Below are 25,622 nucleotides of genomic sequence, written 5' to 3'. Positions count from 1 at the left end.
TGCCTCACCGCCCGCGGCGCTCGCGTGCGGTCACGCGAAGGCCCGACGCGATGAGCCGGCGCACCAGCTCGTGACCGCTGACGTGCTGCGCGCCCGCGGCGACGAGGCGCGCGTGCGCGTCCTCGGGGACGTCGTAGTGGTCGAGGTCGAATCCGCGGCGCGGGATGCCGTTGGCCGCGGCGAACTCGTGGAGCTCCGCGAGATCGGAATCGCTCACCAGGTGCGCCCACCGGCGGCCATGGGCGGGCCACAACGCGTCGTCGATCAGGATCGCCACGTGCCGATCCTACGCAGGATGCCGCGACACCGGTCGTCCGCTTTCGCGGTCGGTTCGCGCATCTGGTAAAGTTGTCCTTTGGTGCGTCGAGAAATCCGCGCCACGTCTTTCGTGACATCCCGAGCGCGTGCGCTCCCAGAAGAAACAGGTGTGAAGTGGTTTACGCAGTTGTGCGCGCCGGTGGCCGGCAGGAGAAGGTCGAGGTCGGCACGATCGTCGTCCTCGATCGTCAGGCGGCCAAGGTCGGCGACAAGATCGAGCTCCCGGCGGTGCTCTTCGTGGACGGCGACACCGTCACCACCGACGCCGACAAGCTCGCGAAGGTCACGGTCACGGCCGAGGTCCTCGGCGAGGAGCGCGGCCCGAAGATCGTGATCCAGAAGTTCAAGAACAAGACCGGCTACAAGAAGCGCCAGGGGCACCGTCAGGACCTCACGCGCGTCAAGGTCACCGGCATCAAGTAAGTCCGCCCGAGCAGGCAGAGAAGAGACGCAGAGATGGCACACAAGAAGGGCGCAAGCTCCACCCGCAACGGTCGTGACTCCAACGCGCAGCGCCTCGGCGTGAAGCGCTTCGGCGGTCAGGCTGTCAACGCCGGCGAGATCCTCGTCCGTCAGCGCGGCACCCACTTCCACCCCGGCGCCAACGTCGGCCGCGGTGGCGACGACACGCTGTTCGCGCTGGCCGCCGGTGCGGTCCAGTTCGGTCAGAAGGGCGGCCGCAAGGTCGTCAACATCGTGGCGGCGGCGGAGTAATCCACGCAGGACGCAGACTTCCAGGAGGGGGCGGGCTTCGGCTCGCCCTTTCCCTTTATCCCTCCCCGAACCGGGGAGACACCACACCTGAGGGGGACGCATGGTCACGTTCGTCGATCGCGTGACGCTGCACCTGCGCGCGGGGAAGGGCGGCAACGGCTGCGTCTCGGTGCGCCGGGAGAAGTTCAAGCCCCTCGCAGGCCCTGACGGCGGCAACGGCGGGCACGGCGGCGACGTCGTGCTGGTCGCCGATCCGCAGGTCACCACGCTGCTGTCGTACCACCACTCGCCGCACCGCTCCGCGGGCAACGGCGGCTTCGGGATGGGCGACAACCGCTCCGGCGCCGCGGGGGAGTCGCTCGAGCTCCCGGTGCCCGTCGGCACCGTGGTGAAGGATGCCTCGGGCGAGACGCTCGTCGACATGATCGAGCCCGGCATGCGCTTCGTCGTCGCGCCGGGCGGGCAGGGTGGTCTCGGCAATGCGGCCCTCGCCAATCCCAAGCGCAAGGCGCCCGGCTTCGCGCTGCTCGGCGTCCCGGGGTGGGAGGGCGATGTCGTCCTCGAGCTCAAGACGGTCGCGGATGTCGCGCTCGTGGGCTTCCCGTCAGCGGGCAAGTCCAGCCTGATCGCGGCCGTGTCGGCTGCGCGTCCGAAGATCGCGGACTACCCCTTCACCACGCTGCACCCGAACCTCGGGGTCGTCCAGGCCGGGGACGTGCGCTACACGATCGCCGATGTGCCGGGGCTCATCGAGGGTGCGAGCGAAGGCAAGGGACTCGGCCTCGAGTTCCTCCGTCACGTCGAGCGCTGCACGGCGCTCGTGCACGTGCTCGACTGCGCGACCCTCGAGCCTGGCCGCGACCCGCTGAGCGACCTCGACGTGATCCTCGCCGAGCTCGCCGCCTACCCGGTCCCCGAGGGGCAGACGCCACTGTTGGAGCGTCCGCAGGTCATCGCACTCAACAAGGTCGACGTTCCCGAGGCGAAGGATCTCGCCGACCTCGTGCGGCCGGATCTGGAGGCGCGCGGCTACCGCGTCTTCGAGATCTCCACCGTGAGCCACGAGGGTCTCCGCCAGCTGACGTTCGCGCTCGGCGAGATCGTCGCTGCGCATCGTGCGGAGCTGGCCGCAGCGCCCGCGCCCGAGCGCATCGTGATCCGGCCCAAGGGCTCCGACAAGGAGTTCTCGGTGCGGGTCGAGGGCGGGACGTACGGGAACATCTACCGCATCCTGGGCGACAAGCCGGTGCGCTGGGTGCATCAGACCGACTTCCAGAACGACGAGGCCGTCGGCTACCTCGCCGATCGCCTCGAGCGCCTCGGCGTCGAGACCGAGCTGTACCGCGCCGGCGCGACGCCGGGCGCGACCGTCGTCATCGGCGAGGGCGACGGCGTCGTGTTCGACTGGCAGCCCGCGATCTCGTCCGCCGCGGAGCTCATGACCGCGCCGCGCGGCACCGACCCGCGTCTGTACGAGGGCGGACGGCGCACGAGCAATGAGCGCCGCGAGCAGTACCACGAGCGGATGGATGCCAAGGCCGAGGCCCGCGCACAGCTCGAGGCCGAGCGGATCGCGAGGGTCTCGCAGGACGAGGAGGGCGAGTGAGCGCAGCCGAACGCGCCGACATCCCGAACGCGCGTCGCGTCGTCGTCAAGGTCGGATCGTCCTCGATCAGCGGCGACAACGCGCACAAGATCGGCCCGCTCGTCGACGCCCTGGCGGCGGCCCACGCACGCGGGACCGAGGTCGTGCTCGTGTCGTCGGGTGCGATCGCGACGGGCATGCCGTTCCTCCTGCTCGACGAGCGCCCGAGCGACCTCGCGACGCAGCAGGCGGCCGCGGCGGTGGGCCAGAACGTCCTGATCTACCGCTACCAGCAGGCGCTGCGACCATTCCGGATCGTCGCGGGTCAGGTGCTCCTGACCGCGGGGGACCTCGAGAACGCGACGCACCGCTCGAACGCGCGCCGCGCCATGGAGCGGCTGCTGGGGCTTCGCATCCTGCCGATCGTCAACGAGAACGACACGGTCGCCACTCATGAGATCCGCTTCGGTGACAACGACCGCCTCGCGGCCCTCGTCGCGCAGTTGATCGGAGCCGACGCACTGGTGCTGCTGAGCGACATCGAGTGCCTCTACACGCGTCCGCCGGACGAGCCCGGCGCGCTCCCGATCCCGCGTGTCGGGTACGGCGACGACCTGCACGGGTTCGAATTCGGCTCGGTCGTCGTCAACAGCGTCGGCACCGGGGGAGCAGCGACCAAGGTGTCGGCGGCGCGCCTGGCCGCGGCATCCGGTATCGGCGTCCTCGTCACGAGCGCCGACCGCGTGGGCGACGCCCTGACGGGAGCCGAGATCGGCACGTGGTTCCAGCCGAACCCCGAGCCCGCCGCTGCGCCCGCGACGGGGCCCGTGCGCACCGCCGTCGATAGGCTGGGCTGATGACGATGACCGCCACGACGGCACGGGAACGGATGCTGCTCGCCAAGGAGGCGGCGCGCACGATCGGTCTCCTCGGCGACGAGGCCAAGCGCGACGCGCTACTGGCCATCGCCGACGCCATCGAGGCCGCCGCGCCCGAGATCGTCGCGGCGAACGCGGAGGACCTGCAGCGCGGACGCGAGACCGGCCTGTCGGAGGCGCTTCAGGATCGGCTGCGCCTGGACGAGCCGCGCGTCGCGGCGCTGGCGGCCGCGGTGCGCGAGATCGCCGCCCTGCCCGACCCGGTGGGGCGCGTCCTCGACGAGCGCACGCTCGCCAACGGCGTGTCGCTGACCAAGGTCGCGGTGCCGTTCGGCCTGGTCGGCTCGATCTACGAGGCACGTCCGAACGTGACCGTCGACATCGCGGCCCTCGCGCTGCGGTCCGGCAACGCGGTGGTGCTCCGCGGCGGAACCGCCGCCGAGCACACCAACGCCGCCCTCGTGGGCGCGATGCGCGACGCCCTCGCCGCGCGCGGCATCGACCCCGAGGCGATCCAGACGGTCGACGAGTTCGGCCGCGAGGGCGCGCGCGAGCTGATGCACGCGCGCGGCATCGTGGATGTGCTCGTTCCGCGCGGCAGCGCCCAGCTCATCGAGACGGTCGTGACGGAGTCCTCGGTGCCCGTCATCGAGACCGGTGCCGGCGTCGTCCACATCGTGCTCGATGAGACCGCCCCCCTCGAGTGGGCCCGCGACATCGTCGTCAACGCCAAGGTGCAGCGTCCCAGCGTGTGCAACGCCGTCGAGACCGTCCTCGTCCACCGCGGCGCCGCCAAGCGGCTCGTCGGACCGGTCGTCGCGGCGCTGCAGGAGAAGGGCGTCACCGTCCACGGCGACGCGACGGTGCAGGAGCTCGCGGTGGACGTCGCCGCGGCGACCGATGACGACTGGGCGACCGAGTACCTCAGCCTGGACCTCGCCATGCGGGTGGTCGACGACCTCGATGACGCCCTCGCGCACATCCGCCGCTATTCCACCCACCACACCGAGTCGATCGTGACGCAGGATGCCGCCAGCGAAGCGCGCTTCCTCGCCGAGGTGGACTCGGCGGTGGTGATGGCCAACACGTCGACTCGCTTCACCGACGGCGGCGAGTTCGGGTTCGGCGCCGAGGTCGGCATCTCGACGCAGAAGCTGCACGCGCGCGGTCCGATGGGCCTCGCCGAGCTCACGAGCTCGAAGTGGCTCGCGCGCGGTGCCGGACAAGTCCGCGCATGAGGCATAAACTGGATCAGTCCTGCGCCTCTTGAGGCGGACCCGAACGGAGCCCGAATGACACTCGCCACGATCATCGCCCTCGCTGCCGAAGAGACCGAGCACCACGGCAACGTCGCACTCGAGACCGTGGGGTACGGCATCGTGGCGATGGTGGTGTTCGCAGGCCTGGCGCTCGTGACGCTGTCGTACCGCAACGTCGCCAACCGCCACTCGCGCAAGGCCGACGCCTACGCCAAGGCGCACGCGAACGACGTCCAGCGAGCGGGGCACGGCCACTAGGCCGACTGCATGTCGGTGACGGCAGCCCCGCGAATCGGGGTCATGGGTGGGACGTTCGATCCCATCCATCACGGTCACCTGGTCGCCGCCAGTGAGGTGGCGCAGTGGTTCGAGCTCGACGAAGTCGTGTTCGTCCCCACCGGACGGCCGTGGCAGAAGGAGGAGGTCTCGCCGAGCGAGCACCGCTATCTGATGACCGTGATCGCCACGGCATCCAACCCCCGCTTCACAGTGAGCCGCGTCGACATCGACCGGTCAGGACCGACCTACACCATCGACACGCTCCGCGATCTGAAGGCGCTGCGCCCTGATGCGGAGCTGTTCTTCATCACCGGCGCCGACGCCATAGCGCAAATTCTCAGTTGGAGAGACCATGATGAGTTATGGGACCTCGCCCACTTCGTCGCGGTGTCACGCCCCGGGCATGTCCTGAACACCGACGGACTGCCCAGCGACGACGTCAGCCAGCTCGAGATCCCCGCCCTCGCCATCTCGTCCACGGATTGCCGTGACCGGGTGAGACGAGGACACCCGGTGTGGTACCTCGTTCCCGACGGGGTCGTCCAATACATTGCGAAGCATCACCTCTACCGGAGCAAGGAATGAGTACACCCGAGCACCCGGCAACGCCACCCCTCACGCGCAAGCAGATGCGCGAGATCCGCAACACCGGCGCCACGCCGGTCATCACGGCCACGCCGCCGTCGGAGGACGCGGCGCCCGCCCCTGCGCCAGACGAGCCTGCACCCTCGGTGCCGGCGAGCGCGGCGCCGCTCCCGCGCCCTGCGGAGCCGCCCGTGATCCCGCCGCCGCCCGTGGCGGACTCCGCCGTCGACCTCGGCGTCTCCCCGCTGACCCGTCGCCAGGCGCGTCAGCAGGAGAAGATCCGGACCGCATCCGTTCCGGTCATCACCCCCGAGGTCGTCGCGGCACACGCCGCGGCGTCCGGCTCCGTCCCGTCATTCGCCGCGCCGGCAGCCCCGGCGCCGGCCGCCGAGCCGCAGCGTTCGCCGTTCGCGGTCTCCGAGGACGCGGACGCCCCTGTGAGCACCGACAGCGGCGTGGACAGCCTCTTCGGCCTGCCGCGCACGCAGGGCGAGGCGCCTGAAGCGGGGGAACCGGCCGACTCTTCGATCTGGGCTAGCCCCGTCGAGGCCGCCCCTCAGCCCGCGCCCACCGAGGCCGGGGCGACGCCCGTTCCGCAGCCGGCCGCAGCCGGAACCCCGGAGCAGACCGACGACGCCTCGATCCGAGACGTGTTCGGCACAGGCGTCGCCGGCACACCCGCGGAGGAGAAGCGTGACCAGCCCAAGGCGGTCGTCAGCCCGCTGCTCGGCGCAGGCCTGCTCGGCAGCGACCCGGCACCCTCCGCTCCTGTCGCGGCGCCCGAACTGCCGGCTTCCTTCGATCAGCTGCTGTCGCGCTCCACCGGGGCCATCTCGGTGCCGAACGCGCTCATTGTGTCGCAGGCCCCTGAGGTGTCGCCGCTCGTCGGTCCCGTCACCGCCACCGGCGAGGTGCTGGTGACGGGGACGTTCAACCTCCCCGAGGGCCTCGGCTCCACCGGCCACGCGAAGGGCACGGCCGACGGCAAGGAGATCGACGCGACCCTGGTCGACGGCGAGCTGCCGTCGCACTCGTCGCCGACGCCGATCGCCGCGAGCGCCGCGGTGAGCACGGTCAAGATGCCCGGCGAGGTCATCAAGCCCCCGACTCCCGAGAAGGGCAGTCGGCTCATGATGTCGCTCGCGATCACCGCCGGCGTCCTCGCGATCGCGCTCGTGGGCGTGCTGATCCTCGCGTTCGCGACAGGAGCGCTTTGATGACCGCGACCGCGGAGTCCCACGACATGCTTCAGATCGCCGCGATCGCGGCGGACGCGAAGGGCGGCGAGGATCTCGTCGCCCTCGACGTGTCGGGACCCCTCCCGCTCGTCGACATCTTCCTGCTCGTGACGGGTCGCAGCGAGCGCAACGTCGCCGCCATCGCGGACGAGATCGAGGACAAGCTGCTCGAAGCCGGTCACAAGCGCCTGCGGCGCGAAGGCCGCGAGGAGTCGCGCTGGGTGCTGATCGACTTCGGCGACCTGGTCGTCCACGTCTTCCATGAGCAGGAGCGCGTGTACTACGGCCTCGAGCGCCTCTGGAAGGACTGCCCGGTCGTGCCGATCAGCCTTCCCGCGCACGCCGCGGAAGAGTGACCGTGGTTCGGAGCATCGCGCGAGATGTTGTAAGCTAGACGAGTTGCCCCGCGCTTCGCGGGACGGCATCCGGGCCTGTGGCGCAGCTGGTAGCGCACCTGCATGGCATGCAGGGGGTCAGGGGTTCGAGTCCCCTCAGGTCCACCAATGGAACCCCCGTCTTCCGGGGGTTTTCGTTTTCTCCGGCCGACCCAATAGCTTGGGTGCGCGCGGATCACGCGCCTCGTGTCGTGGAGGCGCATGCGCGTCACCAGAGGATGGATCCCGTGCCCGAGAAGGACTTGAGCCCCTTGGTCGACGGATCGACCGCATGGGGAGCTGTCGACTGGTGGCGTTTGGAGCTGCGCGGTTTCGCTGACGCTCCCTACGTCCAGAGCGCTCTCGCGCGGCTCGCTCCGAAAGAGGCTGTGTCGGCGGAACGCCCCCGCATCACTGCCGGCAGCTGCCTGCAAGGGCTCGCCTACCTGTTCCTCCTCGCCGGGCCCCTCATCGGCGCAGTGGCGATGCTCCGATGGGCGATCGGCGGCAGCGCCTTCGACTTTCCCCTCGCGTTCGTCGGCATCCTCACCCTCCTCGGCCTACCCGTCGTGGCGTGGAGCCGGTTCCAGGCGCATCGACGTCCGCGCGCCGTCGCCCGGTCGGCGCAGCGGACGAACACGCTGATGCATGTGATTCCGGGGGTCTCGACCGCGCTCATCGCGCTCACCGTCGGGGCCCCGCTGCTCACGGCGGAGTCGTGGATCTGGCTCACCGTCATCTTCGTCGACGTGCTCGTCTCCACAGTGCTGTTCCTCCGCGGAAACGTCATCAAGGGCGGGCCGCAGAACCCGCACGACAACGTGGACCAGAGCATCAGCGAAGTAGACCCGCAGGTGCTGGAACGGATCCTCGCCCAGCGCAACGTGGCCATCCAGCGTCTCCTCGAACGCGACAAGGTCGACGCGGCGACCGCGGAGCGGGCTCGTGCGACGCGACCCGGGTGGCTGGCGCTCACGATGGCGCCCGAGGTCGGCTCGGACTACTTCCGCCCGCCAGCCGTCTGAGCCACCGGCCGCATCGGCGGCAGCCCATTGCGTCGACGGATGCCGTGAGACAGGGTGAACGCATGACAGCCGTGACCCCGTTCCTCTGGTTCGACGACGCGGCCGAGCAAGCCGTCGCGTTCTACACGGAGCTCATCCCCGACTCTCGGATCGTCTCGCTGCGGCGCTATCCCGACGAAGTGCCGGGAATGGGCGGAAAGGTCATGCACGTGCACTTCCGTCTCGGTGGGCGAGACTTCTTCGGCATGGACGCGGGCCCGCAGTTCCCGTTCACCGAGGCGGTCTCGCTGTACGTCTCGTGCAGCGACCAGGCGGAAGTCGACAGATACTGGGACGCGTTGACAGCCGACGGCGGCGAGGAGCAGCCCTGCGGGTGGCTCAAGGACCGCTGGGGCCTGTCGTGGCAGATCATCCCGGATCGGCTCATGGAGCTCATCCGCCACCCCGACCAGGAGGTCGCACACCGGTCCGTGCAGGCGATGCTGCGCATGCGCCGCATCGACATCGCGGCTCTCGAGGCCGCGGCCGCGGGCGGATGATGCGGCGCGGCGCGCTCCGTGTCGTCGCGGCGGTGTGCCTGGTGGCGACGCTGCTCGCGGCATCCGCATGCAGTCCGCCCTCGCCCGGTCCCGTGCCCTCCGCCGCGGACCCGACGGTCGGGCAGGGATCCGCCGCGCCGTCCTCATCCGCCGACGCGGACGGCTGGTGGCGCGCGGGACAGGTCACGACACTCGCGACGGGGCTCGCCGCACCGTGGTCGATCGTGCCGCTCGAGGGGGGAGGGGCGCTCATCTCGCAGCGCGACGACGGCCTCATCCGCGAACTCGGCCCCGACGGGGCGCTCCGCGACGTCGGCGTCGTGGACGGCGTCGTGGCGGGAGGCGAGTCGGGCCTCCACGGGCTCGCGCTGCACACGAGCGGGGGCCAGACGCTGCTCTACGCGTACTTCGGCGCTCAGGACGACAACCGCGTCGTGCGGATGCCGCTGCTCGGCGCACCCGGATCGTTCGAGCTCGGCGCTCCCGAGGTCGTGATCGACGGCATCCCGCGTGCGAGCACTCACGACGGCGGCCGTCTCGCGTTCGGCCCCGACGGCTTCCTCTACGTGACGACGGGCGACGCCCAGCGGCGCGACGCCGCGCAGGATGTGGGCGCGCTCGGCGGCAAGATCCTCCGGCTCACGCCGACGGGCGAGCCGGCACCGGGGAATCCGTGGGACAACGCGGTCTGGTCGATGGGGCACCGCAACGTGCAGGGGATCGCGTGGACCTCGGACGGCCGGATGTGGGCGAGCGAATTCGGGCAGGACGCGTGGGACGAGCTCAACCTCATCGAACCGGGTGCGAACTACGGCTGGCCGGTGGTGGAAGGCGTCGCCGGCGCCGAAGGGCTCGTCGATCCGATCGTCGCGTGGACGACTGATGAGGCGAGCCCGAGTGGCATCGCCGCGCTCGGCGGCACCGTCTTCCTCGCCGGGCTGCGCGGCGAGCGGCTGTGGGCGGTGGACACCCGCGACGGCGCCCTCGTGGGGGTGCCCGTCGCGTCGCTCACCGGCGAACAGGGCCGGTTGAGGGATGTCGTCGCGGTCGGCGACGGATCGCTGTGGGTGCTCACCAACAACACCGACGGTCGGGGCAGCCCCCGCCCTGAGGACGACCTGCTGTTGCGGGTGGCGGTCGTGCCTGCCGGCTGACGCTACGGTGAGACGCATGACGGCATTCGCACGTGGTCAGCGCGTCATCGGCGCCGCGACGCACTACGTCGAGAACCAGCCGCCGTGGCGCGTGGATGTCGACGAATACTCCGGGAACGGCGTCCTGCGGTCGGCGGTCGGCTCCTTCGGGGCGGGTTGGGCGGACGAAGGCCTGCGCGAAGCGGGCGGACTCGTGGGCTCCGCGTCGTTCCAGCGCGACGCGCACCTCGCCAACGTGAACACACCGGTCGCGCACGCCCACGATCGCTGGGGCTTCCGGCTCGATGAGGTCGAGTACGACCCGTCGTACCACCGTGTCATCGGCGAGGCGATCGCACGCGGCGCGCACACGTCGGCGTGGGCGGAGCCCCGCGATGGCGCGCACACCGCACGGGCCGCGATGTTCATGCTGTTCGCCCAGGTGGAGCCGGGTCACGCGTGCCCGATCTCGATGACGCACGCGGCGGTGGCGTCGATCGAGGGCTCGCCGTGGGTCGCCGGTGAGTGGCTGCCCCGCCTGTTCTCGCGCGACTACGACCCGCGCCTGCTTCCGGGCGATGAGAAGCGCAGCGCGCTGGTCGGCATGGCCATGACCGAGAAGCAGGGCGGATCGGACGTGCGCGCCGGGACCACCGTCGGCGAGTCGATGGGTGGCCACGCATACCAGATCACCGGACACAAGTGGTTCTGCTCGGCCCCGATGTCGGACGCGTTCCTCGTGCTCGCCCACACCCGCCGCGGATCAACCGACGAGGGACTGTCGTGCCTGTTCGTGCCTCGCGTGCTGCCGCACGGCGTGCGCAACGTGTTCCGCATCCAGCGGCTGAAGGACAAGCTCGGCAACCGGTCGAACGCGTCGGCAGAGGTCGAGTTCGACGGCACCGTCGGCTTCGTGCTCGGCGAGCCCGGACGCGGGGTGCGGACGATCATCGAGATGGTGCAGCGCACCCGCCTCGACTGCGTCCTGGGCACCGCCGCGGGCATGCGGCAGTCGCTCGCGGAGGCGCTGTGGCACGCGCGCGGCCGTCAGGCGTTCGGCGCGCTCCTCGTCGATCAGCCGGCGATGACCGCTGTGCTCGCCGATCTCGCGCTGGAGTACGAAGCGGCGATGCTCGCGGGACTCCGGCTCGCGCAGCTGTTCGAGGCCGACCCTTCCGACCGCGATGTGGCACTGCGGCGGCTCGCGACCCCAGTGTCGAAGTACTGGGTGTGCAAGCGCGGCCCTCACCACGCGTACGAGGCGATGGAGTGCCTCGGCGGCAACGGCTACACCGAGGCGTTCCCCCTCGCACGGCGGTACCGCGAGCAGCCCGTGATGGCGATCTGGGAGGGCTCGGGCAACGTCATCGCCCTCGACGTGCTGCGTGCGCTGACCCGCGACGCCGAGTCCGGTGAGGCCTTCGCCGACGAGCTCCTCACGACGCGCGGCGCCTCGCCCGTGCTGGACTCTCACGTCGAGCGCACCCTCGGGCTGCTGCGCAGGCTCGCAGGCGCCGAGGCCGCCGACGCTCAGTCCGAGGCCCGACGGCTCAGCGAGAGCCTGGCACTCGCGTTCCAGGCATCCCTCATGCTGCGTCATGCGCCCGCGCGCGATGCCGAGGCGTTCATCGCCGCCCGCCTCGGCGAGGACCGCGGTGCGCAGTACGGCGTGCTCCCGGCCGGTACGGATGCCGCGGCGATCGTCGCGCGCCACTGACGCGGCGATCATGCCCGCGTAGGCTGGCGGCGTGAGGACGGCACTGCGGATCGCCGGCGCCGCGGCCGGCGTGGCTTTCGCGATCGGCGTCGCGGCGCATCCGGCAGCGCAGGCGACGGACTCCGACGCCCCGGCGCCCGAGATCGTGGTGCAGCCCGCGGAAGCGGACGGGCTCGCAGTCGCAGCCCGAGAGGCCGTGTCGGCGATGTCGGTGCAGGAGCAGGCAGCCAGCATCGTCATGGGCCACATTCCGACGACGGATGCCGCGGCCCTGCGCTCGTACATGGAGGCCACCGGGATCGGCGGCTTCATCCTGATGGGGGCGAACATCCCGGGCGACGAGGCGAGTCTTCGCGCGCTGACGGCGGCCCTCACGATCGACCCCGCCCGCCCGCCGCTCATCGCGATCGATCAGGAGGGCGGCGATGTGTCACGCCTGCCATGGGACGGGTTCCCGTCCGCGCGCACCCTCAAGGACGCGCCGCCCGAGGCGTCCGAAGACGCGTTCGCCGGACGCGCAGCCCTCGTGCGCCGCGCGGGCATCGGGGTGAACTTCGGCGTCGTCGCGGACGAGACCTCCGACTCGTCGTCGTTCATCTACCGCCGCGCGCTCGGGACCACTCCGGCTTCGGCCGCGGAGCGCGTCGCTGCCGCCGTCCGCGGCGAGGGGCTCACCGCTGCGTCCACGCTCAAGCACTTTCCCGGCCACGGTGCGGCGCCGGGCGACTCGCATTCGTCGATCCCGGCGACGGCGATGTCTCTCGATGAGTGGCGCTCGGCCGACGCGATGCCCTTCGCCGCGGGAATCGAGGCCGGGGCGCCATTGCTCATGTTCGGGCACCTCGCCTATACCGCCGTGGACGCGGCGCCTGCGAGCCTGTCGGTCGAGTGGCATCGCATCGCGCGTGACGACCTCGGATTCGACGGGGTGGCGATCACCGACGATCTCGGCATGCTGCAGGGCTCACGACTCCCGCAGTATGCCGACCCGGTGGCGAATGCCGTGGCATCCGTCGCCGCCGGCAACGACATGGTGCTCACGGTCGTGGGATCCACCCCCGAGACGGCGCCGCGCACCGCGGATGGCATCGCCGCGGCCGCCACAGCGGGCTCGCTTCCGCCCGAACGCCTGCAGGAGGCCGCCGAACGGGTCATGGCGCTGCGCCTCGCCCTGGCAGCGGAGGGACGCGGCCTCGTGCCATGCGCGACGTGCGAGCCCGCCGGCTGAGTCAGCCGGCGATCGTGGCGAGAAGCCGAGCGCGCAGCTGTTGGCCGCGTGCCGTGAACGCGCGCTGCGCCCGCACGTACTCGGCCTTGCCGTCCGGCTCCTCGATCCGCACCGGCGCATACCCCCATGCCGAGAGATCGTACGGCGACGCGCGCATATCGAGCTCGCGCACGTCGCGGGCAAGTTCGAACGTCTCGAGGAGAACCTCGCCCGGGACGAGCGGACCGAGCTTGACTGCCCACTTGTACAGGTCCATGCCTGCGTGGAGGCAGCCCGGCTGCTCGCGCAGGTGCTGATCGTCGCGAGTCGGTGCGACGCGGTTGCGCGGCGCTGCCTCGGGCGTGAAGAAGCGGAACGCGTCGTAGTGGGTGCACCGCAGCTCGTGCGCTTCGACCACGGCGTCGGTGCCGGCCTGTCCGAGCCGGAGCGGGACCGGATGCCGGTGCTCGCGCCGGCGGTACACCATCGCCCACTCGTGCAGGCCGAAGCATCCGAATCCCGGTGCCCGTCCGTGGGTCGCGCGCAGGATCGTCGCGATGTTCGCCAGGAGCGCCCCGCGCTCCGCGCGGAACGCGTCGCCGTCGACGACGATCGACCCCGCTGTCGCGCCGGAGCGGTACCACCGCCACTGCGCGCGAGGAGCGGTCGCGGCATCCGTCAACTCGATGCTCTCGCCCGGGTGCCAGCGCCTGAGGACGGCCGGCTTGTACGAGTAGTACGTGAAGAGGAAGTCCTCGACCGGATGCGCCTCGCGCCGGGAAGCCCGCTCCCGGTGTGCGCGTGTGAGCGCGTCGGCCCGGTCGGCGTGGGCCGATTCGCGCGCGCGCCACTCGTCCCGTGAGAGCACGACGGGGGCGGCGGTGAGCGTCACCGTACGAGGATACGCGCGACGATCAGTCCTCGGCAGGCTCGATGAGCTCGGGGGAGTTGTTGCGCACATTGCCGACCGCCTTCGACACGACATGGTTCTCGAGCGTGTCGGCGAGCGCCGGCGCCGCGTCGATCGCGGCGTCGAGGACGTCCCTGACGTTGTCGGTCGTGGGGTCGAGCCACGCATCGGCGTGATCCGCGTCGAGGAAGAGCGGCATACGGTCGTGGATCGAGCCGAGGTTGCCGATCGCGTCGCGCGTGAGGATCGTGAAGCTCAGCAGCCACCGCTCGGGATCGTCGTCGCCCTTGGTCTTGTCACGCCACCACTCGTAGAGGCCCGCGAGGAACAGCGGCTCGCCGTCGGCCGGGTGGATGTAGTGCGGAACCTTGACGCCGCCCTCCGTCTTCCATTCGTAGTACCCGGATGTCGGCACCACGGCCCGCCGCTTCTCGAGCGCCGTGCGGAACATCGGCTTGTCCTCGAGCTCCTCGGCGCGCGCGTTGAAGGCGCGCGCACCGATCTTGGGATCCTTGGCCCACCCCGGGATCAGACCCCATCGTGCCGCCTCGAGGCGCCGCGTGGGAGGCTCCGTCTTGGCAGAGTCGATCACGATCGCCGCTCGATCGGTCGGCGCGACGTTGTACGAGGGCTCGGGCAGGTCGTCGCCCTCGACGTCGACGCGGAGCACGCCCACGAGGTCGGATCCGGCACTGGCCACGACGAATCGTCCGCACATGCGGCCAGCCTACGCGTGGGCGCCGACGTCGGCTGCGATCAGCCGGCCGACAGGACCCCCACGTCCTCGAGCCGCTCGAGCAGGCCGGCGCCGTCGATGTCGCTCACCCACGGCACGGCAGCGGCGGCATGGTCGTTGACCGCCGTCCGGCCGCCGGCGAGCACCGCCTCGGTGGGGGACAGGCGCCGGATCGCGACGGCCACGACGTTCTGCGGATGCTCGTCGGTGAACCTGGTGTAGATCTCGTCATCGTGCTGGCCGTCGTCGCCGATGAGCAGCCACCGCACGTGCGGGAACTCCTGCGCGAGCCGGCGGAGGTTCGACAGCTTGTGCGTCTTGCCGCTGCGGAACCAGCGGTCGTGCGTGGGTCCCCAGTCGGTGAGGAGCAGCGCTCCCGGCGGGAACACGTGCCGTCGCAGGAATCGCATGAGGGTCGGCGCGATGTTCCACGCCCCTGTCGACAGGTAGATCAGCGGTGCGCCGGGGTGATCCCGCACCACGCGCTCCAGCAGCACCGCCATGCCGGGCACCGGCTGGCGCGCGTGCTCGTCGACCACGAAGGAGTTCCACGCCGCCAGCAGCGGACGCGGGAGCGAGGTCACCATCACGGTGTCGTCGACGTCGGACACGATGCCGAACTCGACGTCGGGGCCGACCACGAACGCTCGTGTCTCGATGGGTTCCCCGCCCTCGACCGACATCGTGAAGGTCTGCCAGCCGGGCTCCAGCCGAGCCGGCAGGCGCGTGTCGATGACACCACCGCGGTCCGCGACCACCTCGTGCTCGATGCCGGCGATCGTCACCGTCACCTGCGCGTACCCGATCGGCACCGCGACGAAGCTGCGCCAGCCGCGCACACTGGCGTATTCGCCCGTCTCTGTGCGCTTGACCGGCGGCACGATCATGACGCGTCCGAGCACGCGTACCCAGTCCGGCCCCGCGTACCCGGGGAACGGCGTCACCGTCGGCTTCTGACCGCGCCGACGGGCGCGGCGTTCGCGCCAGGAGTGGAACCGGTACTCCAGACGTGCGAGCCAGAGGACCTTGGCGCGCGCGGAGGGGAGGGGTGTTTCGGGCATCCTTCTCAGTCTTCCACGTCGACCACCGGAGCCTCGCCGGGGCGCTCGTGGTCGAGGTGCTTGCGCTCCACGCGCTCGATGATCTTCTTGCCGACGAACACGAGGACGAGGAAGAGCACGATCACGCCCACGAAGACGTAGCCGGCGTAGTGCAGCTGGTCGGCGAGCTCGCGGTAGGTGCCCGCGGCGACGGCCGCCACGGTGATGTACAGCGTCGACCACACGATGCACGCCGGGATCGTCCACGCCAGGAAGCGGCGGTACGGGTAGCCGCTCATGCCCACCGTGAGCGGCACCAGCGAGTGCAGCACGGGGAGGAAGCGGGAGATGAAGATCGCAGGGCCCCCGCGGCGCCGCAGATACCGCTCCGAGCGCTGCCAGTTCTCCTCGCCGATGCGGCGTCCGAGCCGTGAGTGCTGGATGCGCGGGCCGATGAGGTGGCCGAGCCAGAACCCGATGCTCTCGCCCACGAGGGCGCCGATCACCACGACGACGCCGAGCAGCACGCCCTCCAACGGCGACGAGACGGCGGTGCCCGCGACGATCACCACGGTGTCGCCCGGGACGACGAGCCCGACGAGCACGCTCGTCTCGAGCAGGATGGCGAGCCCGGCGAGAAGGGTCCTGATGACCGGGTCGACGCTCTGGACGGCGTCGAGCAGCCACGTCAGGAACTCGTTCACGCCACGAGCCTAGAGGGCGGTGCGCCGTCTAGCCTGAGAACATGTCGGAGCCGTTCATCGCCGTGGAGATCCCGCGGTGGACGGATCCGGCATCCGTCTTCGCGTCGTCGTTCGCGGACGAGGACCATTCGTTCTGGCTGGATGCGGGGCCCCGCGCGAACGACGGCTGGAGCTGGGTCGGCGCGGGAGTGCCCGACGATCCGGCGCGCGTGCGCGCGACGGTGTGCGCCGGCGCCGCGGTGGACGATGAGGGGGGCCGCTTCCGGGGCGGCTGGGTCGGATGGATCGGCTACGACGACGCCGCCGCGCGGGCGGGAGCGCCGTCCGAGCGCGACACCGACGACGTTCCGCGCGAGCTGTGGCTGCGCGTGGGCCGGCTCGTCGCGTTCGACCACGCGAGGCAGCGGGTCTGGGCGCTGGCGCCGGGCGGCGACGCCGAGCGCCTCGCGGCCGAGGTGTCGGCGGCGGATGCTGCGGCATCCGTCCCCCCTGCGGCACCGGCCGCACGACGCGCGCGGGCGCGCCACTCGCCGGAGGCGTACGCGGCGCTCATCGAGCGGTGCCGGGACGCGATCCGCGAGGGCGACGCATACCAGCTGTGCCTCACGACGCGCTTCGAGGTCGACGGGGCCGTCGAGCCCCTCGAGGCGTATCACCGGCTGCGGAACGCCACCCCCGCCCATCACGGCGGTTTCGTCCGGTCGGGCGCGGCCGCGTTGATCAGCGCGAGCCCCGAGCGGTTCCTCGAGGTCGCCGATCAGGTCGTGTGCACCAGGCCGATCAAGGGGACGCGGCCGCGCGGCGTCGATGCGGCGACGGATGCCGCGCTGGCCGCCGAGCTGCGCTCCAGCGAGAAGGAGCGCGCCGAGAACGTCATGATCGTCGACCTGATGCGCAACGATCTGTCGCGCGTGTGCGTTCCCGGCTCGGTCGGAGTGGATGCGCTGCTCGAGGTCGAGTCGTACCCCGCGGTGCACCAGCTCGTGAGCACCGTCTCGGGCGACCTGCTGCCCGGCACGCCCCTCGACGACCTGCTCGGAGCGGCGTTCCCCGCCGGGTCGATGACGGGCGCTCCGAAGCTGTCGGCCATGACGATCCTCCACACGCTCGAACGCGCCCCGCGAGGCGTGTTCTCGGGCTGCTTCGGCTGGGTCGGCGACGATGGCGCACTCGACCTCGCGATGGTGATCCGCTCGATCGTCACGAACCCCGACGGCGCGTACGTCGGCGCCGGCGGAGGCATCACCTGGCGATCGGATGCCGCCGCCGAGGTCGCCGAAGTGGGCGTCAAGGCGCGCGGACCGCTGGCCGCCCTCGGCGCCGCGCTGCCGCCGGGTTGGTGACGCCCCGGTCCGCTAACCTGGAGGTTGCGCTTCGCGCGCCTCCCGGCATCCCATGATTGGTTCTTCCCACGTGAGTCAGACCATGTCCTCCGACACCACCGCGCCCGCCGAGGGCTACGACGCCTACGCGATCCAGGAGAAGTGGCAGGCGCGCTGGGCCGAGGCCGACCCGTTCCGTGCCGGGGGCGACGACGACACCCGGCCGCGCAAGTACGTGCTCGGGATGTTCCCGTACCCGTCGGGCGATCTGCACATGGGCCACGCCGAGAACTACGCGTACGTCGACGTCGTCGCGCGGTTCTGGCGCCACCGCGGCTACAACGTCCTGAACCCGATCGGGTGGGACTCCTTCGGGCTGCCCGCCGAGAACGCGGCCATCCAGCGCGGCGCCGACCCGCGCGAGTGGACCTACGCGAACATCGAGCTCCACAAGAAGAGCTTCCGCCAGTACGGGTCGTCCTACGACTGGTCGCGGATCCTGCACACGAGCGACCCCGAGTACTACCGCTGGAACCAGTGGCTGTTCCAGCTCCTCTACGAGCGCGGCCTGGCGTACCGCAAGGAGAGCCCGGTCAACTGGTGCCCCAACGACCAGACCGTCCTCGCGAACGAGCAGGTCGTCGACGGTCACTGCGAGCGCTGCGGCGCGGAGGTCGTGAAGAAGAAGCTCACGCAGTGGTACTTCAAGATCACCGAGTACGCCGACCGGCTGCTCGACGACCTGAACCAGCTCGAGGGCTTCTGGCCGCAGAAGGTCATCCGCATGCAGCGGAACTGGATCGGCCGCTCGGTCGGCGCCGACATCGACTTCGAGATCGAGGGGCGCGACGAGAAGGTGACGGTGTTCTCGACGCGGCCCGACACGCTTCACGGGGCGACCTTCATGGTCGTGGCGCCCGACAGCGACCTCGCCGCAGAGCTCGCCGCCGGGTCGTCACCGGACGTCCGGATGCGCTTCCAGGACTACCTCGAGCGCGTGCAGCGCGAGACCGACATCGAGCGGCAGAGCACGGACCGGCCCAAGACCGGCGTCTTCCTCGACCGGTACGCGATCAACCCGGTCAACGGCGAGCGCCTGCCGATCTGGGCGGCGGACTACGTGCTGGCCGACTACGGCCACGGCGCGGTCATGGCAGTGCCCGCGCACGACCAGCGCGACCTCGACTTCGCGCGCGCCTTCGACCTTCCGATCAGGACCGTCGTCGACACGACCGCGCCCATCACCGGCGCCATCCCCGTGATCGAGGTCGACGACGACGGCGTGCCGATCGATCCCGGCCCCCTCGAGACGCTGGCCGACATCGACCCCGCATCCACCGGGATCGCGCTCACCGGCGACGGGCGCATGATCAACTCGGGCACGCTCGACGGGCTGTCCAAGCGCAACGCGATCGCGCGCATCATCGAGGAGCTGGAGGCGGCGGGCACCGGCCGCGCCGCGAAGTCGTACCGGCTGCGCGACTGGCTGATCTCGCGCCAGCGCTTCTGGGGCACTCCGATCCCGATGATCCACACGCAGGACGGGCGCATCGTTCCCGTGCCGGAAGACCAGCTCCCGCTGCGCCTGCCAGACGCGAGGGGCCTGGACCTCGCGCCGAAGGGCACTTCTCCGCTGGGCGGCGCGAAGGAGTGGATGCAGACCACCGACCCCGAGACGGGGGAGCCGGCGCTGCGCGATCCCGACACGATGGACACGTTCGTCGACAGCTCGTGGTACTTCCTGCGCTTCCTCTCGCCGAATGACCCGACCCAGGCGTTCCCGTCGCGGGAGGCGGATCGCTGGGCGCCGGTGGACTCCTACATCGGCGGTGTCGAGCACGCGATCCTTCACCTGCTGTACGCACGCTTCATCACGAAGGTGCTGTTCGACGTCGGGCTGATCGACTTCACCGAGCCGTTCTCGAGCCTCATCAACCAGGGCATGGTGCTGCTGGGCGGCTCGAAGATGTCGAAGTCGAAGGGCAACCTCGTCGAGTTCGCCTCGAGCATGGTCGACCCCGGCGCCGACGCGTCGCGCGTCGCCATGATCTTCGCGGGCCCCGTCGAGGACGACATCAACTGGGAGGACGTCTCGACGACCGGCGCGCAGAAGTTCCTCGCCCGCGCGTGGAGGGTGGCGAAGGACGTCACGAGCGAACCGGACGTCGTCTGGGCCGATGGCGACGCGGCATTGCGCCGGGTGACCCATCGGCTGCTCGCGGATGCCCCGGGTCTGGTCGAGCAGACGAAGTTCAACGTCGTCGTGGCCCGGCTCATGGAGCTCGTCAACGCGACGCGCAAGGTGATCGACACCGGTGCAGGCCCGGGCGACCCCGCCGTGCGCGAGGCCGCCGAGGTCACCGCGATGGTCCTCGACCTCTTCGCCCCGCACACCGCCGAGGAGATGTGGGAGATCCTCGGCTACGACGGATTCGTCGGCCTCGTGCCGTGGCGCAGTGCCGACCCGACTCTTCTGGTGGAGGAGAGCGTCACCGCCGTCGTGCAGATCGACGGCAAGGTCCGGGCGACCCTCGAGGTGCCGGCGCGGATCGACGCCGCGCAGCTGGAGGCGCTCGCGCGCGCGGACGAGCGGGTTGGCCGCTCGCTGGCAGGTCGCGAGATCACGCGTGCCGTGGTGCGGCCCCCGAAGGTCGTGAGCTTCAGCACGCACTGAGCCGGCGCGGCTCCTCCCCAGCTTCCGCTGCGGGGCGGCCGTCCACATTCCTCCGGCGACAGGCGCTCGAGTCGCGTTCCCGCGTCTAGCGTTGCCGCGTGACGGTGACAGGGGAGGCGGGCGATCCCTCCGTGCGCCGTCGACTCGGCGTCGGCGCCGTCGTCGTGCTGGTCATCGCCGCGCTGGCTGTGACGGTGGCGATCGGGATCCTCCGCGGCGCGGTCGCGCCGGTCGACGAGGTGGTGGTCGATGCCCCGGCTGCGACGCCGACGCCGGACGCGGTCGAGCTCTACGTCCACGTGGCCGGGGCCGTAGCGGTGCCGGGGCTGTACGTGCTGCCCGCCGGCGCGCGCGTGGTCGACGCGATCGCGGCCGCCGGCGGTTTCGCCGACGATGCGGATCCCGCCGCGGTGAACCTGGCGCGCACGGTCGAGGACGGCGAGCAGCTGCACGTGCCGCGCGCCGGCGAGGCGGCCCCGCCGTCATCCGGATCGCCCGCGCCCGGCTCGCCGCACGGCGGCGGTCTCGTCGACCTCAATACCGCCGATGCCGCGCTGCTCGAGACGTTGCCGCGGATCGGACCGGCCATGGCGGAGCGCATCATTGCATGGCGCGACGACAACGGCGGCTTCACCACCGTCGAGGACCTCCTCGCCGTGCCGGGTATCGGCGACAAGATGCTCGAGTCGCTGCGCGACCTCGTCACGGTCTGATGGTGAGGCGATCCGCGAGCCTGCGGCTGGTGCCGGTGGCGGGCGCCGCGTGGGCCATGAGCGCCCTCGCGATCCTCGTGCCGGCCGCGGCACCCGCGATGGCTCTGTGCCTGTGGGCGGGCGTCCTGGCCGCTGCGGCGGCCGTCGCGCACGCCGCAGGACGGCGCGTCCCGCCGTCCCTCGCGCGACGGGGAGAGCTGCACCCCGTGTCGCCACGGCTCCGGCCGCGCGCCGGTGCGGTGCTCGTCGTGGTCGCGCTCGCACTGGCCGGCGCCGCGGCGGCGGCATCCCACGTCGCGATGGCTCAACCAGCGCGGACGGCCGCGGCGGACTTCGCCGTCGAAGGGGGCCGCGCCGTCGACGTGCGGGCCACAGTGATCGGCAAGCTCGAGCGTCGCGCCGACGGCTCGCTCGCGTTCGACGCGCGCGCCACTCGGATCGCCGCGGGTCCTCGGTCGCGCGAGGTGGGCGTCGACGTCGTCGTGCGGGTCGACCCGGCCGACGTCGACGGCGCGGGAATGCTCGACGTCGGCGCCGAGGTGGTCGCGCGAGGCACTGCCGCCGACGCGCGTCCGGGCGAACGCGCCGCGATCGTCGTGTGGGCATCGCGCGGCGTCGAGGTGACCGGTTCCCCGACGCAGGCCCTCGCCGTCACCGCCGACCTCCGGCGAGGGCTCGTGGCCGCTGTCGCCGGCCTGCCAGGCGAGGGCGCAGGGCTCGTGCCCGGTCTGGCGGTCGGCGACACCAGCGCCGTCTCGGCCGACCTCGACGCAGCGATGAAGCAGTCGTCGCTGTCGCACCTGACGGCGGTGTCGGGGGCGAACTGCGCGCTCGTGGTCGGCATCGCCTTCGGTGCGACGGCGGCGCTCGGCGGATCGCGTCGAGCGCGGGTCACCGTCGGGCTGGCAGCGCTCGGCGGGTTCGTGCTCCTCGTGACTCCGGAGCCGAGCGTCGTGCGTGCCGCAGCGATGGCTTCGATCGCGATGCTCGCGGTCATGCTCGGCCGCGCCGGAGCCGGTCTGGCCGTGCTGACGCTCGCCGTCACGGTGCTGCTGGTGCTCGATCCGTGGCTCGCGGCCTCGCTCGGCTTCGCTCTGTCGGTCGTCGCCACCGCGTCGCTGCTCCTGCTCGCGCGACCCCTGGCGGAGGGGCTCGGCCGAGCGCTGCCCCGCGTTCTCGCTCTGGCGCTGTCGATCCCGCTCGCCGCGCAGCTCGCGTGCGGGCCGCTGATGGTTCTCATCGATCCGCACGTGCCGCTGTACGGCGTCGCCGCGAATCTGCTGGCCGGCCCTGCGGCACCGGTCGCGACGGTCGCGGGTCTCGCGGCGTGCCTGGCCGCGCCGTTGCCCCTCCTGCAGTCGGGGCTGGCGGCGCTGGCGTGGGTGCCGGCATCCTGGATCGCCGCCACGGCGACCACAGTCGCGGCGCTGCCCGCCGACGCGGTGCCATGGCTCGAGGGTTGGCCGGGCGCCATCAGCCTGGGTGTCGTCGGGGCGGCGGTCGCGGTGGTGATCGCGGTGCGCCGAGGCGCCGGGAAGCGGCGCCGGCTGCTTCGGGGCGCCTCGGCCGCGCTGGTGGCGGTGGTGCTCGGCGTCGTGGCCGGCGGCGGTGCGCTCGGCACCGTTGCCGGACGGTGGACGCTGCCCGCCGCCTGGAGCGTTCTCGCGTGTGACATCGGTCAGGGTGACGCCGTGCTGCTTCGGTCTGCGGGCGTCGTCGGACTCGTCGACACGGGGCCCGATCCGGCCGCGCTCAGCACGTGCCTCGCGCGTGCCGGGATCGACCGGGTCGATCTGCTCGTGGTGACGCACTTCGATCTCGACCATTCCGGAGGGCTCAGCGCGGTCGCCGGCCGCGTGGGGACGGTGATCCACGGGCCGCCGGACGAGGACGGACAGCAGGCGATCGAGGCACTCGTGGCGGCGGGGGCGCGCAGCGTCCAGGCGGCGGCAGGCATGAACGGTGCACTGGGCGACGCGCGATGGCGCGTGCTGTGGCCCATCGCCGAGAGTCGCGCGTTCCCGCCCGGCAACGACGCGAGCGTCGTGCTCGACATCCGTGGCGGCGGGATCCCGCCGACCCTGCTGCTCGGCGACCTGTCGGCCTCGCCGCAGCGCGCCCTCGAGTCATCCGGTGATCTCGCACCGCCGTACGCCATCGTGAAGGTTGCGCATCACGGCAGCGCGGATCAGGATGCCGCGCTCTACGCGGCGGTGCAGCCGTCGGTCGCACTCATCACGGTGGGGGCAGGGAACGACTACGGCCACCCGCGCGACACGATCCTCGCCGTGCTCCGCGACGTCGGCGCGCGCATCGCCCGGACCGACCGCCATGGCCTCGTCGCGGTGTGGGAGTCCGCCGCGGGGCTCAGCGTCTGGCGCGAGCGCGGGGGATGAGTCGGAGGTCGTCGGTAGGCTGGGGGAATGGCATCATCCGCGCGCCGCACTCCCGCGAAGACGGCGCGCAGCGCCATTCCGCAGCTCTCGTGGCGAGCCCCGCAGCCCGCGCCGATCGTGCTCGTCTCGGGACCCGAAGAGGTGTGCGCCGAACGTGCGATCGCCGGAGTGCGCGACTACCTGCGCGCCGAGGACCCGTCGCTCGAGGTGAGCGACATCCGCGCCGACGACTACACCGCCGGCACGCTCCTCGCGGTCACGTCGCCCTCGCTGTTCGGTGAGCCGCGCCTGGTCCGCGTGAGCGGTGTCGAGAAGTGCTCCGACACCTTCCTCGCCGAGGCGATCTCGTACCTGGCCGCGCCCCAGGACGGCGCGACCGTGGTGCTGCGGCACACCGGGGCGAGCGTGCGCGGCAAGAAGCTGCTCGACGCGATCCGCGCCGGCGAGGGGTCGGGCGTCGAGATCGCCTGCCCGGCGGTCAAGCGCGACTCCGATCGCCACGACTTCGCCGCCGGCGAGTTCCAGGCGGCGAGCAAGCGCATCGCGCCGGCCGCCCTGCGAGCCCTGGTGTCGGCGTTCGCCGACGACCTGACCGAGCTCGCAGCGGCATGTCAGCAGCTCATCGCGGACGTTCCCGGCGATGTCACGGACGAGATCGTCCAGCGCTACTACGGCGGCCGCGTCGAGACGTCCGCGTTCGCCGTCGCCGATACGGCGATCGCGGGGCGATACGGCGAGGCGCTGATCGCCTTGCGGCACGCGCTCGCGTCGGGCGCGGATCCGGTGCCGCTCGTCGCCGCGTTCGCGATGAAGCTGCGCACGATGGCGCGTGTCGCGGGCAACCGCGAGCCCGCCGCGGCCCTCGCCGCTCGGCTGGGAATGAAGGACTGGCAGGTCGACCGTGCGCGGCGCGACCTCGTGGGCTGGAACGAAGAGACGCTCGGCCGTGCGATCCAGGCGACAGCCCGCGCCGATGCCGAGGTCAAGGGCGGTTCCCGCGATGCGGTGTTCGCCCTCGAGCGCATGATCACGGTGATCGCGACCCGGGCGCCCTACGGCTCCTGACCGAAGCAGAAGGCCCGCCCCTCGCGGGACGGGCCCGGACCATACGGTCGGAGTGTGCGGAGCTCAGAGCGACGCGACCTGCTTGGCGATCGCCGACTTGCGGTTCGCCGCCTGGTTCTTGTGGATGACGCCCTTGCTGACGGCCTTGTCGAGCTTCTTGGTGGCCTTGCCGAGCGCCTTCTCGGCGGCGGTCTTGTCGCCCGCCGCGACGGCCGCGCGCGTGCTGCGCACGAGCGTCTTCAGCTCGCTCTTGACGGCCTTGTTGCGCTCGCGCGCCTTCTCGTTGGTCTTGTTGCGCTTGATCTGCGACTTGATATTCGCCACGTGTCGACGTTTCTTTCGTTCGAAGGGAATCGGATTGATGTGCCGGTCGGCGAGAGAGGGCGCCTCGCGGCGGTCGTGAGGGACGAACCCACACGCAAGCCAAACAAGGATTCTATCAGGTCTGGTCGAGCGTCGTGATCGCGAGGTTCAGGAGGGCGTTGAAGACGCGCGGACGCATCGCGCTCACGAGGTGACTGGTGCGCGGGATGACGATCAGCTCGGCGTGCTGCGCCACCCGCATGAACAGCTTCTCGTTCACCCGGAGCTGGTCGTACTGCCCGTTGACGAACCACAGCGGCACGTCGATCCGGTGGAGAGCAGTGAGGAGGTCGAGAACGGAGAGACTGCGCAGCGCGAGGTCCTGGGTGTCGAACGCGTAGCCGCCGGCGCCGAAGTCCTCGACGGTCTCGGGCGGCAGCGTGCGGTACAGCATCTGTCGCGTGAGCCACAGTCCGCGGTCGGGGAGCGCGTCGAACCCGCGCGCGAGCAGCCGGTACGTCGCGAGCCCCACGCCCCGCGGGATCGCGGTGCACGAGGCGGCGATGAAGCCGGCCACCGGGGGGCGGTCCTCCCGCCCCACGTACTCGATGGAGACGAGCCCGCCCATCGAATGCCCCACCAGCAGCACCGGACCGCGGGTCGCAGCATCCGTCACCGCCTCGTCGATGGTCGCGAAGGCCCCGTCGAGCGAGTACTCCTCGGCCATGCGCGAGCCGTGGCCCGGCAGGTCGACGGCGACGACCGGATTCCCGCGCTCCCGCAGGTAGGCGACCTGCGAGCGCCACATCGTGGCGGATGTCCGGATGCCGTGGACGAGGACGACCTGGACCGGCATGCGCCCAGAATAGTGGTCGCTTCGCGGAGGCTCGGCGGATCGGGCACCCGTA

The 25,622-nt window shown here is 71.4% G+C and carries 26 protein-coding genes and 1 tRNA gene; 20 read left to right on the top strand and 7 right to left on the bottom strand.

Going from position 1 to position 25,622, the window contains the following annotated elements:
• Window positions 1–4: 4 nt before the first annotated feature.
• The gene (locus tag AC3ANN_RS09035; RefSeq protein WP_488340639.1) at window positions 5–277 is read right to left on the bottom strand and encodes a DUF4031 domain-containing protein; all 273 of its coding nucleotides are present in this window, start codon (window positions 275–277) and stop codon (window positions 5–7) included.
• A gap of 155 nt (window positions 278–432) precedes the next feature.
• Between AC3ANN_RS09035 and rplU the strand changes: the two genes are divergently transcribed.
• The 15 genes from rplU to AC3ANN_RS08960 all read left to right on the top strand — a co-directional run bounded on the left by rplU (window position 433) and on the right by AC3ANN_RS08960 (window position 12,872).
• On the top strand, window positions 433–741 hold the full coding sequence (gene rplU / locus AC3ANN_RS09030; protein WP_109211193.1) for a 50S ribosomal protein L21: 309 nt from the start codon (window positions 433–435) through the stop codon (window positions 739–741).
• Between the two features lie 33 nt (window positions 742–774).
• On the top strand, window positions 775–1,032 hold the full coding sequence (rpmA, locus tag AC3ANN_RS09025; protein ID WP_488340638.1) for a 50S ribosomal protein L27: 258 nt from the start codon (window positions 775–777) through the stop codon (window positions 1,030–1,032).
• A gap of 100 nt (window positions 1,033–1,132) precedes the next feature.
• The gene (gene obgE / locus AC3ANN_RS09020) at window positions 1,133–2,638 is read left to right on the top strand and encodes a GTPase ObgE (protein WP_488340637.1); all 1,506 of its coding nucleotides are present in this window, start codon (window positions 1,133–1,135) and stop codon (window positions 2,636–2,638) included.
• Window positions 2,635–3,474 (top strand): glutamate 5-kinase, encoded by an 840-nt coding sequence (gene proB / locus AC3ANN_RS09015; protein ID WP_488340636.1) that lies wholly within the window; start codon window positions 2,635–2,637, stop codon window positions 3,472–3,474. Before obgE ends, proB begins: the two co-directional genes overlap by 4 nt.
• Window positions 3,474–4,733 (top strand): glutamate-5-semialdehyde dehydrogenase, encoded by a 1,260-nt coding sequence (locus AC3ANN_RS09010; protein ID WP_488340635.1) that lies wholly within the window; start codon window positions 3,474–3,476, stop codon window positions 4,731–4,733. Before proB ends, AC3ANN_RS09010 begins: the two co-directional genes overlap by 1 nt.
• 54 nt (window positions 4,734–4,787) lie before the next feature.
• Complete coding sequence (locus tag AC3ANN_RS09005) at window positions 4,788–5,012, top strand: hypothetical protein (RefSeq protein WP_488340634.1); 225 nt, start codon at window positions 4,788–4,790, stop codon at window positions 5,010–5,012.
• Window positions 5,013–5,021: 9 nt separating this feature from the next.
• Entirely contained in the window at window positions 5,022–5,618 is a 597-nt protein-coding gene (gene nadD / locus AC3ANN_RS09000; protein ID WP_488340633.1) for a nicotinate-nucleotide adenylyltransferase, read from the top strand.
• Entirely contained in the window at window positions 5,615–6,835 is a 1,221-nt protein-coding gene (locus tag AC3ANN_RS08995) for a hypothetical protein (protein ID WP_488340632.1), read from the top strand. Before nadD ends, AC3ANN_RS08995 begins: the two co-directional genes overlap by 4 nt.
• The gene (gene rsfS / locus AC3ANN_RS08990) at window positions 6,835–7,212 is read left to right on the top strand and encodes a ribosome silencing factor (RefSeq protein WP_488340631.1); all 378 of its coding nucleotides are present in this window, start codon (window positions 6,835–6,837) and stop codon (window positions 7,210–7,212) included. Before AC3ANN_RS08995 ends, rsfS begins: the two co-directional genes overlap by 1 nt.
• Window positions 7,213–7,283: 71 nt before the next feature.
• A tRNA-Ala gene (locus tag AC3ANN_RS08985) sits at window positions 7,284–7,359 on the top strand.
• Window positions 7,360–7,478: 119 nt separating this feature from the next.
• Entirely contained in the window at window positions 7,479–8,255 is a 777-nt protein-coding gene (locus AC3ANN_RS08980) for a hypothetical protein (RefSeq protein WP_488340630.1), read from the top strand.
• Between the two features lie 62 nt (window positions 8,256–8,317).
• Complete coding sequence (locus AC3ANN_RS08975; RefSeq protein WP_488340629.1) at window positions 8,318–8,794, top strand: VOC family protein; 477 nt, start codon at window positions 8,318–8,320, stop codon at window positions 8,792–8,794.
• A gap of 41 nt (window positions 8,795–8,835) precedes the next feature.
• The gene (locus tag AC3ANN_RS08970; RefSeq protein WP_488340628.1) at window positions 8,836–9,948 is read left to right on the top strand and encodes a PQQ-dependent sugar dehydrogenase; all 1,113 of its coding nucleotides are present in this window, start codon (window positions 8,836–8,838) and stop codon (window positions 9,946–9,948) included.
• A gap of 16 nt (window positions 9,949–9,964) precedes the next feature.
• Window positions 9,965–11,644: an acyl-CoA dehydrogenase family protein gene (locus tag AC3ANN_RS08965; RefSeq protein WP_488340627.1), complete on the top strand. Its 1,680-nt coding sequence runs from the start codon at window positions 9,965–9,967 to the stop codon at window positions 11,642–11,644.
• A gap of 31 nt (window positions 11,645–11,675) precedes the next feature.
• The gene (locus tag AC3ANN_RS08960; RefSeq protein ID WP_488340626.1) at window positions 11,676–12,872 is read left to right on the top strand and encodes a glycoside hydrolase family 3 N-terminal domain-containing protein; all 1,197 of its coding nucleotides are present in this window, start codon (window positions 11,676–11,678) and stop codon (window positions 12,870–12,872) included.
• Window position 12,873: 1 nt separating this feature from the next.
• On the opposite strand, the gene AC3ANN_RS08955 is transcribed toward AC3ANN_RS08960, so the two are convergent.
• Genes AC3ANN_RS08955 through AC3ANN_RS08940 form a run of 4 tightly spaced genes read right to left on the bottom strand, consistent with a single transcriptional unit; the run spans window position 12,874 to window position 16,241 of the window.
• Entirely contained in the window at window positions 12,874–13,743 is an 870-nt protein-coding gene (locus AC3ANN_RS08955; RefSeq protein ID WP_488340625.1) for a 3-methyladenine DNA glycosylase, read from the bottom strand.
• Window positions 13,744–13,765: 22 nt separating this feature from the next.
• Entirely contained in the window at window positions 13,766–14,479 is a 714-nt protein-coding gene (locus tag AC3ANN_RS08950; protein WP_488340624.1) for an SOS response-associated peptidase, read from the bottom strand.
• Window positions 14,480–14,517: 38 nt separating this feature from the next.
• Entirely contained in the window at window positions 14,518–15,558 is a 1,041-nt protein-coding gene (locus AC3ANN_RS08945) for an App1 family protein phosphatidate phosphatase (RefSeq protein ID WP_488340623.1), read from the bottom strand.
• A 5-nt stretch (window positions 15,559–15,563) separates the two neighbouring features.
• Window positions 15,564–16,241 (bottom strand): DedA family protein, encoded by a 678-nt coding sequence (locus AC3ANN_RS08940; RefSeq protein WP_488340622.1) that lies wholly within the window; start codon window positions 16,239–16,241, stop codon window positions 15,564–15,566.
• Window positions 16,242–16,282: 41 nt separating this feature from the next.
• On the opposite strand from AC3ANN_RS08940, the gene pabB reads away from it, so the two are divergent.
• The 5 genes from pabB to holA all read left to right on the top strand — a co-directional run bounded on the left by pabB (window position 16,283) and on the right by holA (window position 24,411).
• Window positions 16,283–17,584, top strand: coding sequence for an aminodeoxychorismate synthase component I (gene pabB / locus AC3ANN_RS08935; protein ID WP_488340621.1), 1,302 nt, complete (start codon window positions 16,283–16,285; stop codon window positions 17,582–17,584).
• Window positions 17,585–17,666: 82 nt separating this feature from the next.
• The gene (gene leuS / locus AC3ANN_RS08930) at window positions 17,667–20,237 is read left to right on the top strand and encodes a leucine--tRNA ligase (protein WP_488340620.1); all 2,571 of its coding nucleotides are present in this window, start codon (window positions 17,667–17,669) and stop codon (window positions 20,235–20,237) included.
• A gap of 98 nt (window positions 20,238–20,335) precedes the next feature.
• Window positions 20,336–20,950: a ComEA family DNA-binding protein gene (locus AC3ANN_RS08925; RefSeq protein WP_488340619.1), complete on the top strand. Its 615-nt coding sequence runs from the start codon at window positions 20,336–20,338 to the stop codon at window positions 20,948–20,950.
• Window positions 20,950–23,346, top strand: coding sequence for a ComEC/Rec2 family competence protein (locus AC3ANN_RS08920; RefSeq protein WP_488340618.1), 2,397 nt, complete (start codon window positions 20,950–20,952; stop codon window positions 23,344–23,346). Before AC3ANN_RS08925 ends, AC3ANN_RS08920 begins: the two co-directional genes overlap by 1 nt.
• A gap of 27 nt (window positions 23,347–23,373) precedes the next feature.
• A complete protein-coding gene (gene holA, locus AC3ANN_RS08915) occupies window positions 23,374–24,411 on the top strand; it encodes a DNA polymerase III subunit delta (RefSeq protein ID WP_488340617.1) in 1,038 nt (345 codons plus the stop codon).
• A 63-nt stretch (window positions 24,412–24,474) separates the two neighbouring features.
• On the opposite strand, the gene rpsT is transcribed toward holA, so the two are convergent.
• On the bottom strand, window positions 24,475–24,735 hold the full coding sequence (gene rpsT, locus AC3ANN_RS08910; protein WP_488340616.1) for a 30S ribosomal protein S20: 261 nt from the start codon (window positions 24,733–24,735) through the stop codon (window positions 24,475–24,477).
• Between the two features lie 115 nt (window positions 24,736–24,850).
• A complete protein-coding gene (locus tag AC3ANN_RS08905) occupies window positions 24,851–25,570 on the bottom strand; it encodes an alpha/beta fold hydrolase (protein ID WP_488340615.1) in 720 nt (239 codons plus the stop codon).
• Window positions 25,571–25,622: the final 52 nt, after the last annotated feature.

The sequence above is a fragment of the Microbacterium sp. STRO-2N genome, from assembly GCF_057747775.1.
The sequence above is the reverse complement of the archived record's forward strand: the minus strand, read 5'-3'. Positions and strand labels throughout refer to the sequence as shown.

Bases quoted from the DNA above. Each gene is read 5' to 3' on its own strand.
- AC3ANN_RS08965 (WP_488340627.1), top strand. From the start codon at position 9,965: ATGACGGCATTCGCACGTGGTCAGCGCGTCATCGGCGCCGCGACGCAC.
- rpmA (WP_488340638.1), top strand. From the start codon at position 775: ATGGCACACAAGAAGGGCGCAAGCTCCACCCGCAACGGTCGTGACTCC.
- AC3ANN_RS09005 (WP_488340634.1), top strand. From the start codon at position 4,788: ATGACACTCGCCACGATCATCGCCCTCGCTGCCGAAGAGACCGAGCAC.
- nadD (WP_488340633.1), top strand. From the start codon at position 5,022: ATGTCGGTGACGGCAGCCCCGCGAATCGGGGTCATGGGTGGGACGTTC.
- obgE (WP_488340637.1), top strand. From the start codon at position 1,133: ATGGTCACGTTCGTCGATCGCGTGACGCTGCACCTGCGCGCGGGGAAG.
- AC3ANN_RS08945 (WP_488340623.1), bottom strand. From the start codon at position 15,558: ATGCCCGAAACACCCCTCCCCTCCGCGCGCGCCAAGGTCCTCTGGCTC.
- AC3ANN_RS08975 (WP_488340629.1), top strand. From the start codon at position 8,318: ATGACAGCCGTGACCCCGTTCCTCTGGTTCGACGACGCGGCCGAGCAA.
- AC3ANN_RS08995 (WP_488340632.1), top strand. From the start codon at position 5,615: ATGAGTACACCCGAGCACCCGGCAACGCCACCCCTCACGCGCAAGCAG.
- leuS (WP_488340620.1), top strand. From the start codon at position 17,667: ATGTCCTCCGACACCACCGCGCCCGCCGAGGGCTACGACGCCTACGCG.
- holA (WP_488340617.1), top strand. From the start codon at position 23,374: ATGGCATCATCCGCGCGCCGCACTCCCGCGAAGACGGCGCGCAGCGCC.
- AC3ANN_RS08950 (WP_488340624.1), bottom strand. From the start codon at position 14,479: ATGTGCGGACGATTCGTCGTGGCCAGTGCCGGATCCGACCTCGTGGGC.
- pabB (WP_488340621.1), top strand. From the start codon at position 16,283: ATGTCGGAGCCGTTCATCGCCGTGGAGATCCCGCGGTGGACGGATCCG.
- AC3ANN_RS09010 (WP_488340635.1), top strand. From the start codon at position 3,474: ATGACGATGACCGCCACGACGGCACGGGAACGGATGCTGCTCGCCAAG.
- rsfS (WP_488340631.1), top strand. From the start codon at position 6,835: ATGACCGCGACCGCGGAGTCCCACGACATGCTTCAGATCGCCGCGATC.
- AC3ANN_RS08920 (WP_488340618.1), top strand. From the start codon at position 20,950: ATGGTGAGGCGATCCGCGAGCCTGCGGCTGGTGCCGGTGGCGGGCGCC.
- AC3ANN_RS08905 (WP_488340615.1), bottom strand. From the start codon at position 25,570: ATGCCGGTCCAGGTCGTCCTCGTCCACGGCATCCGGACATCCGCCACG.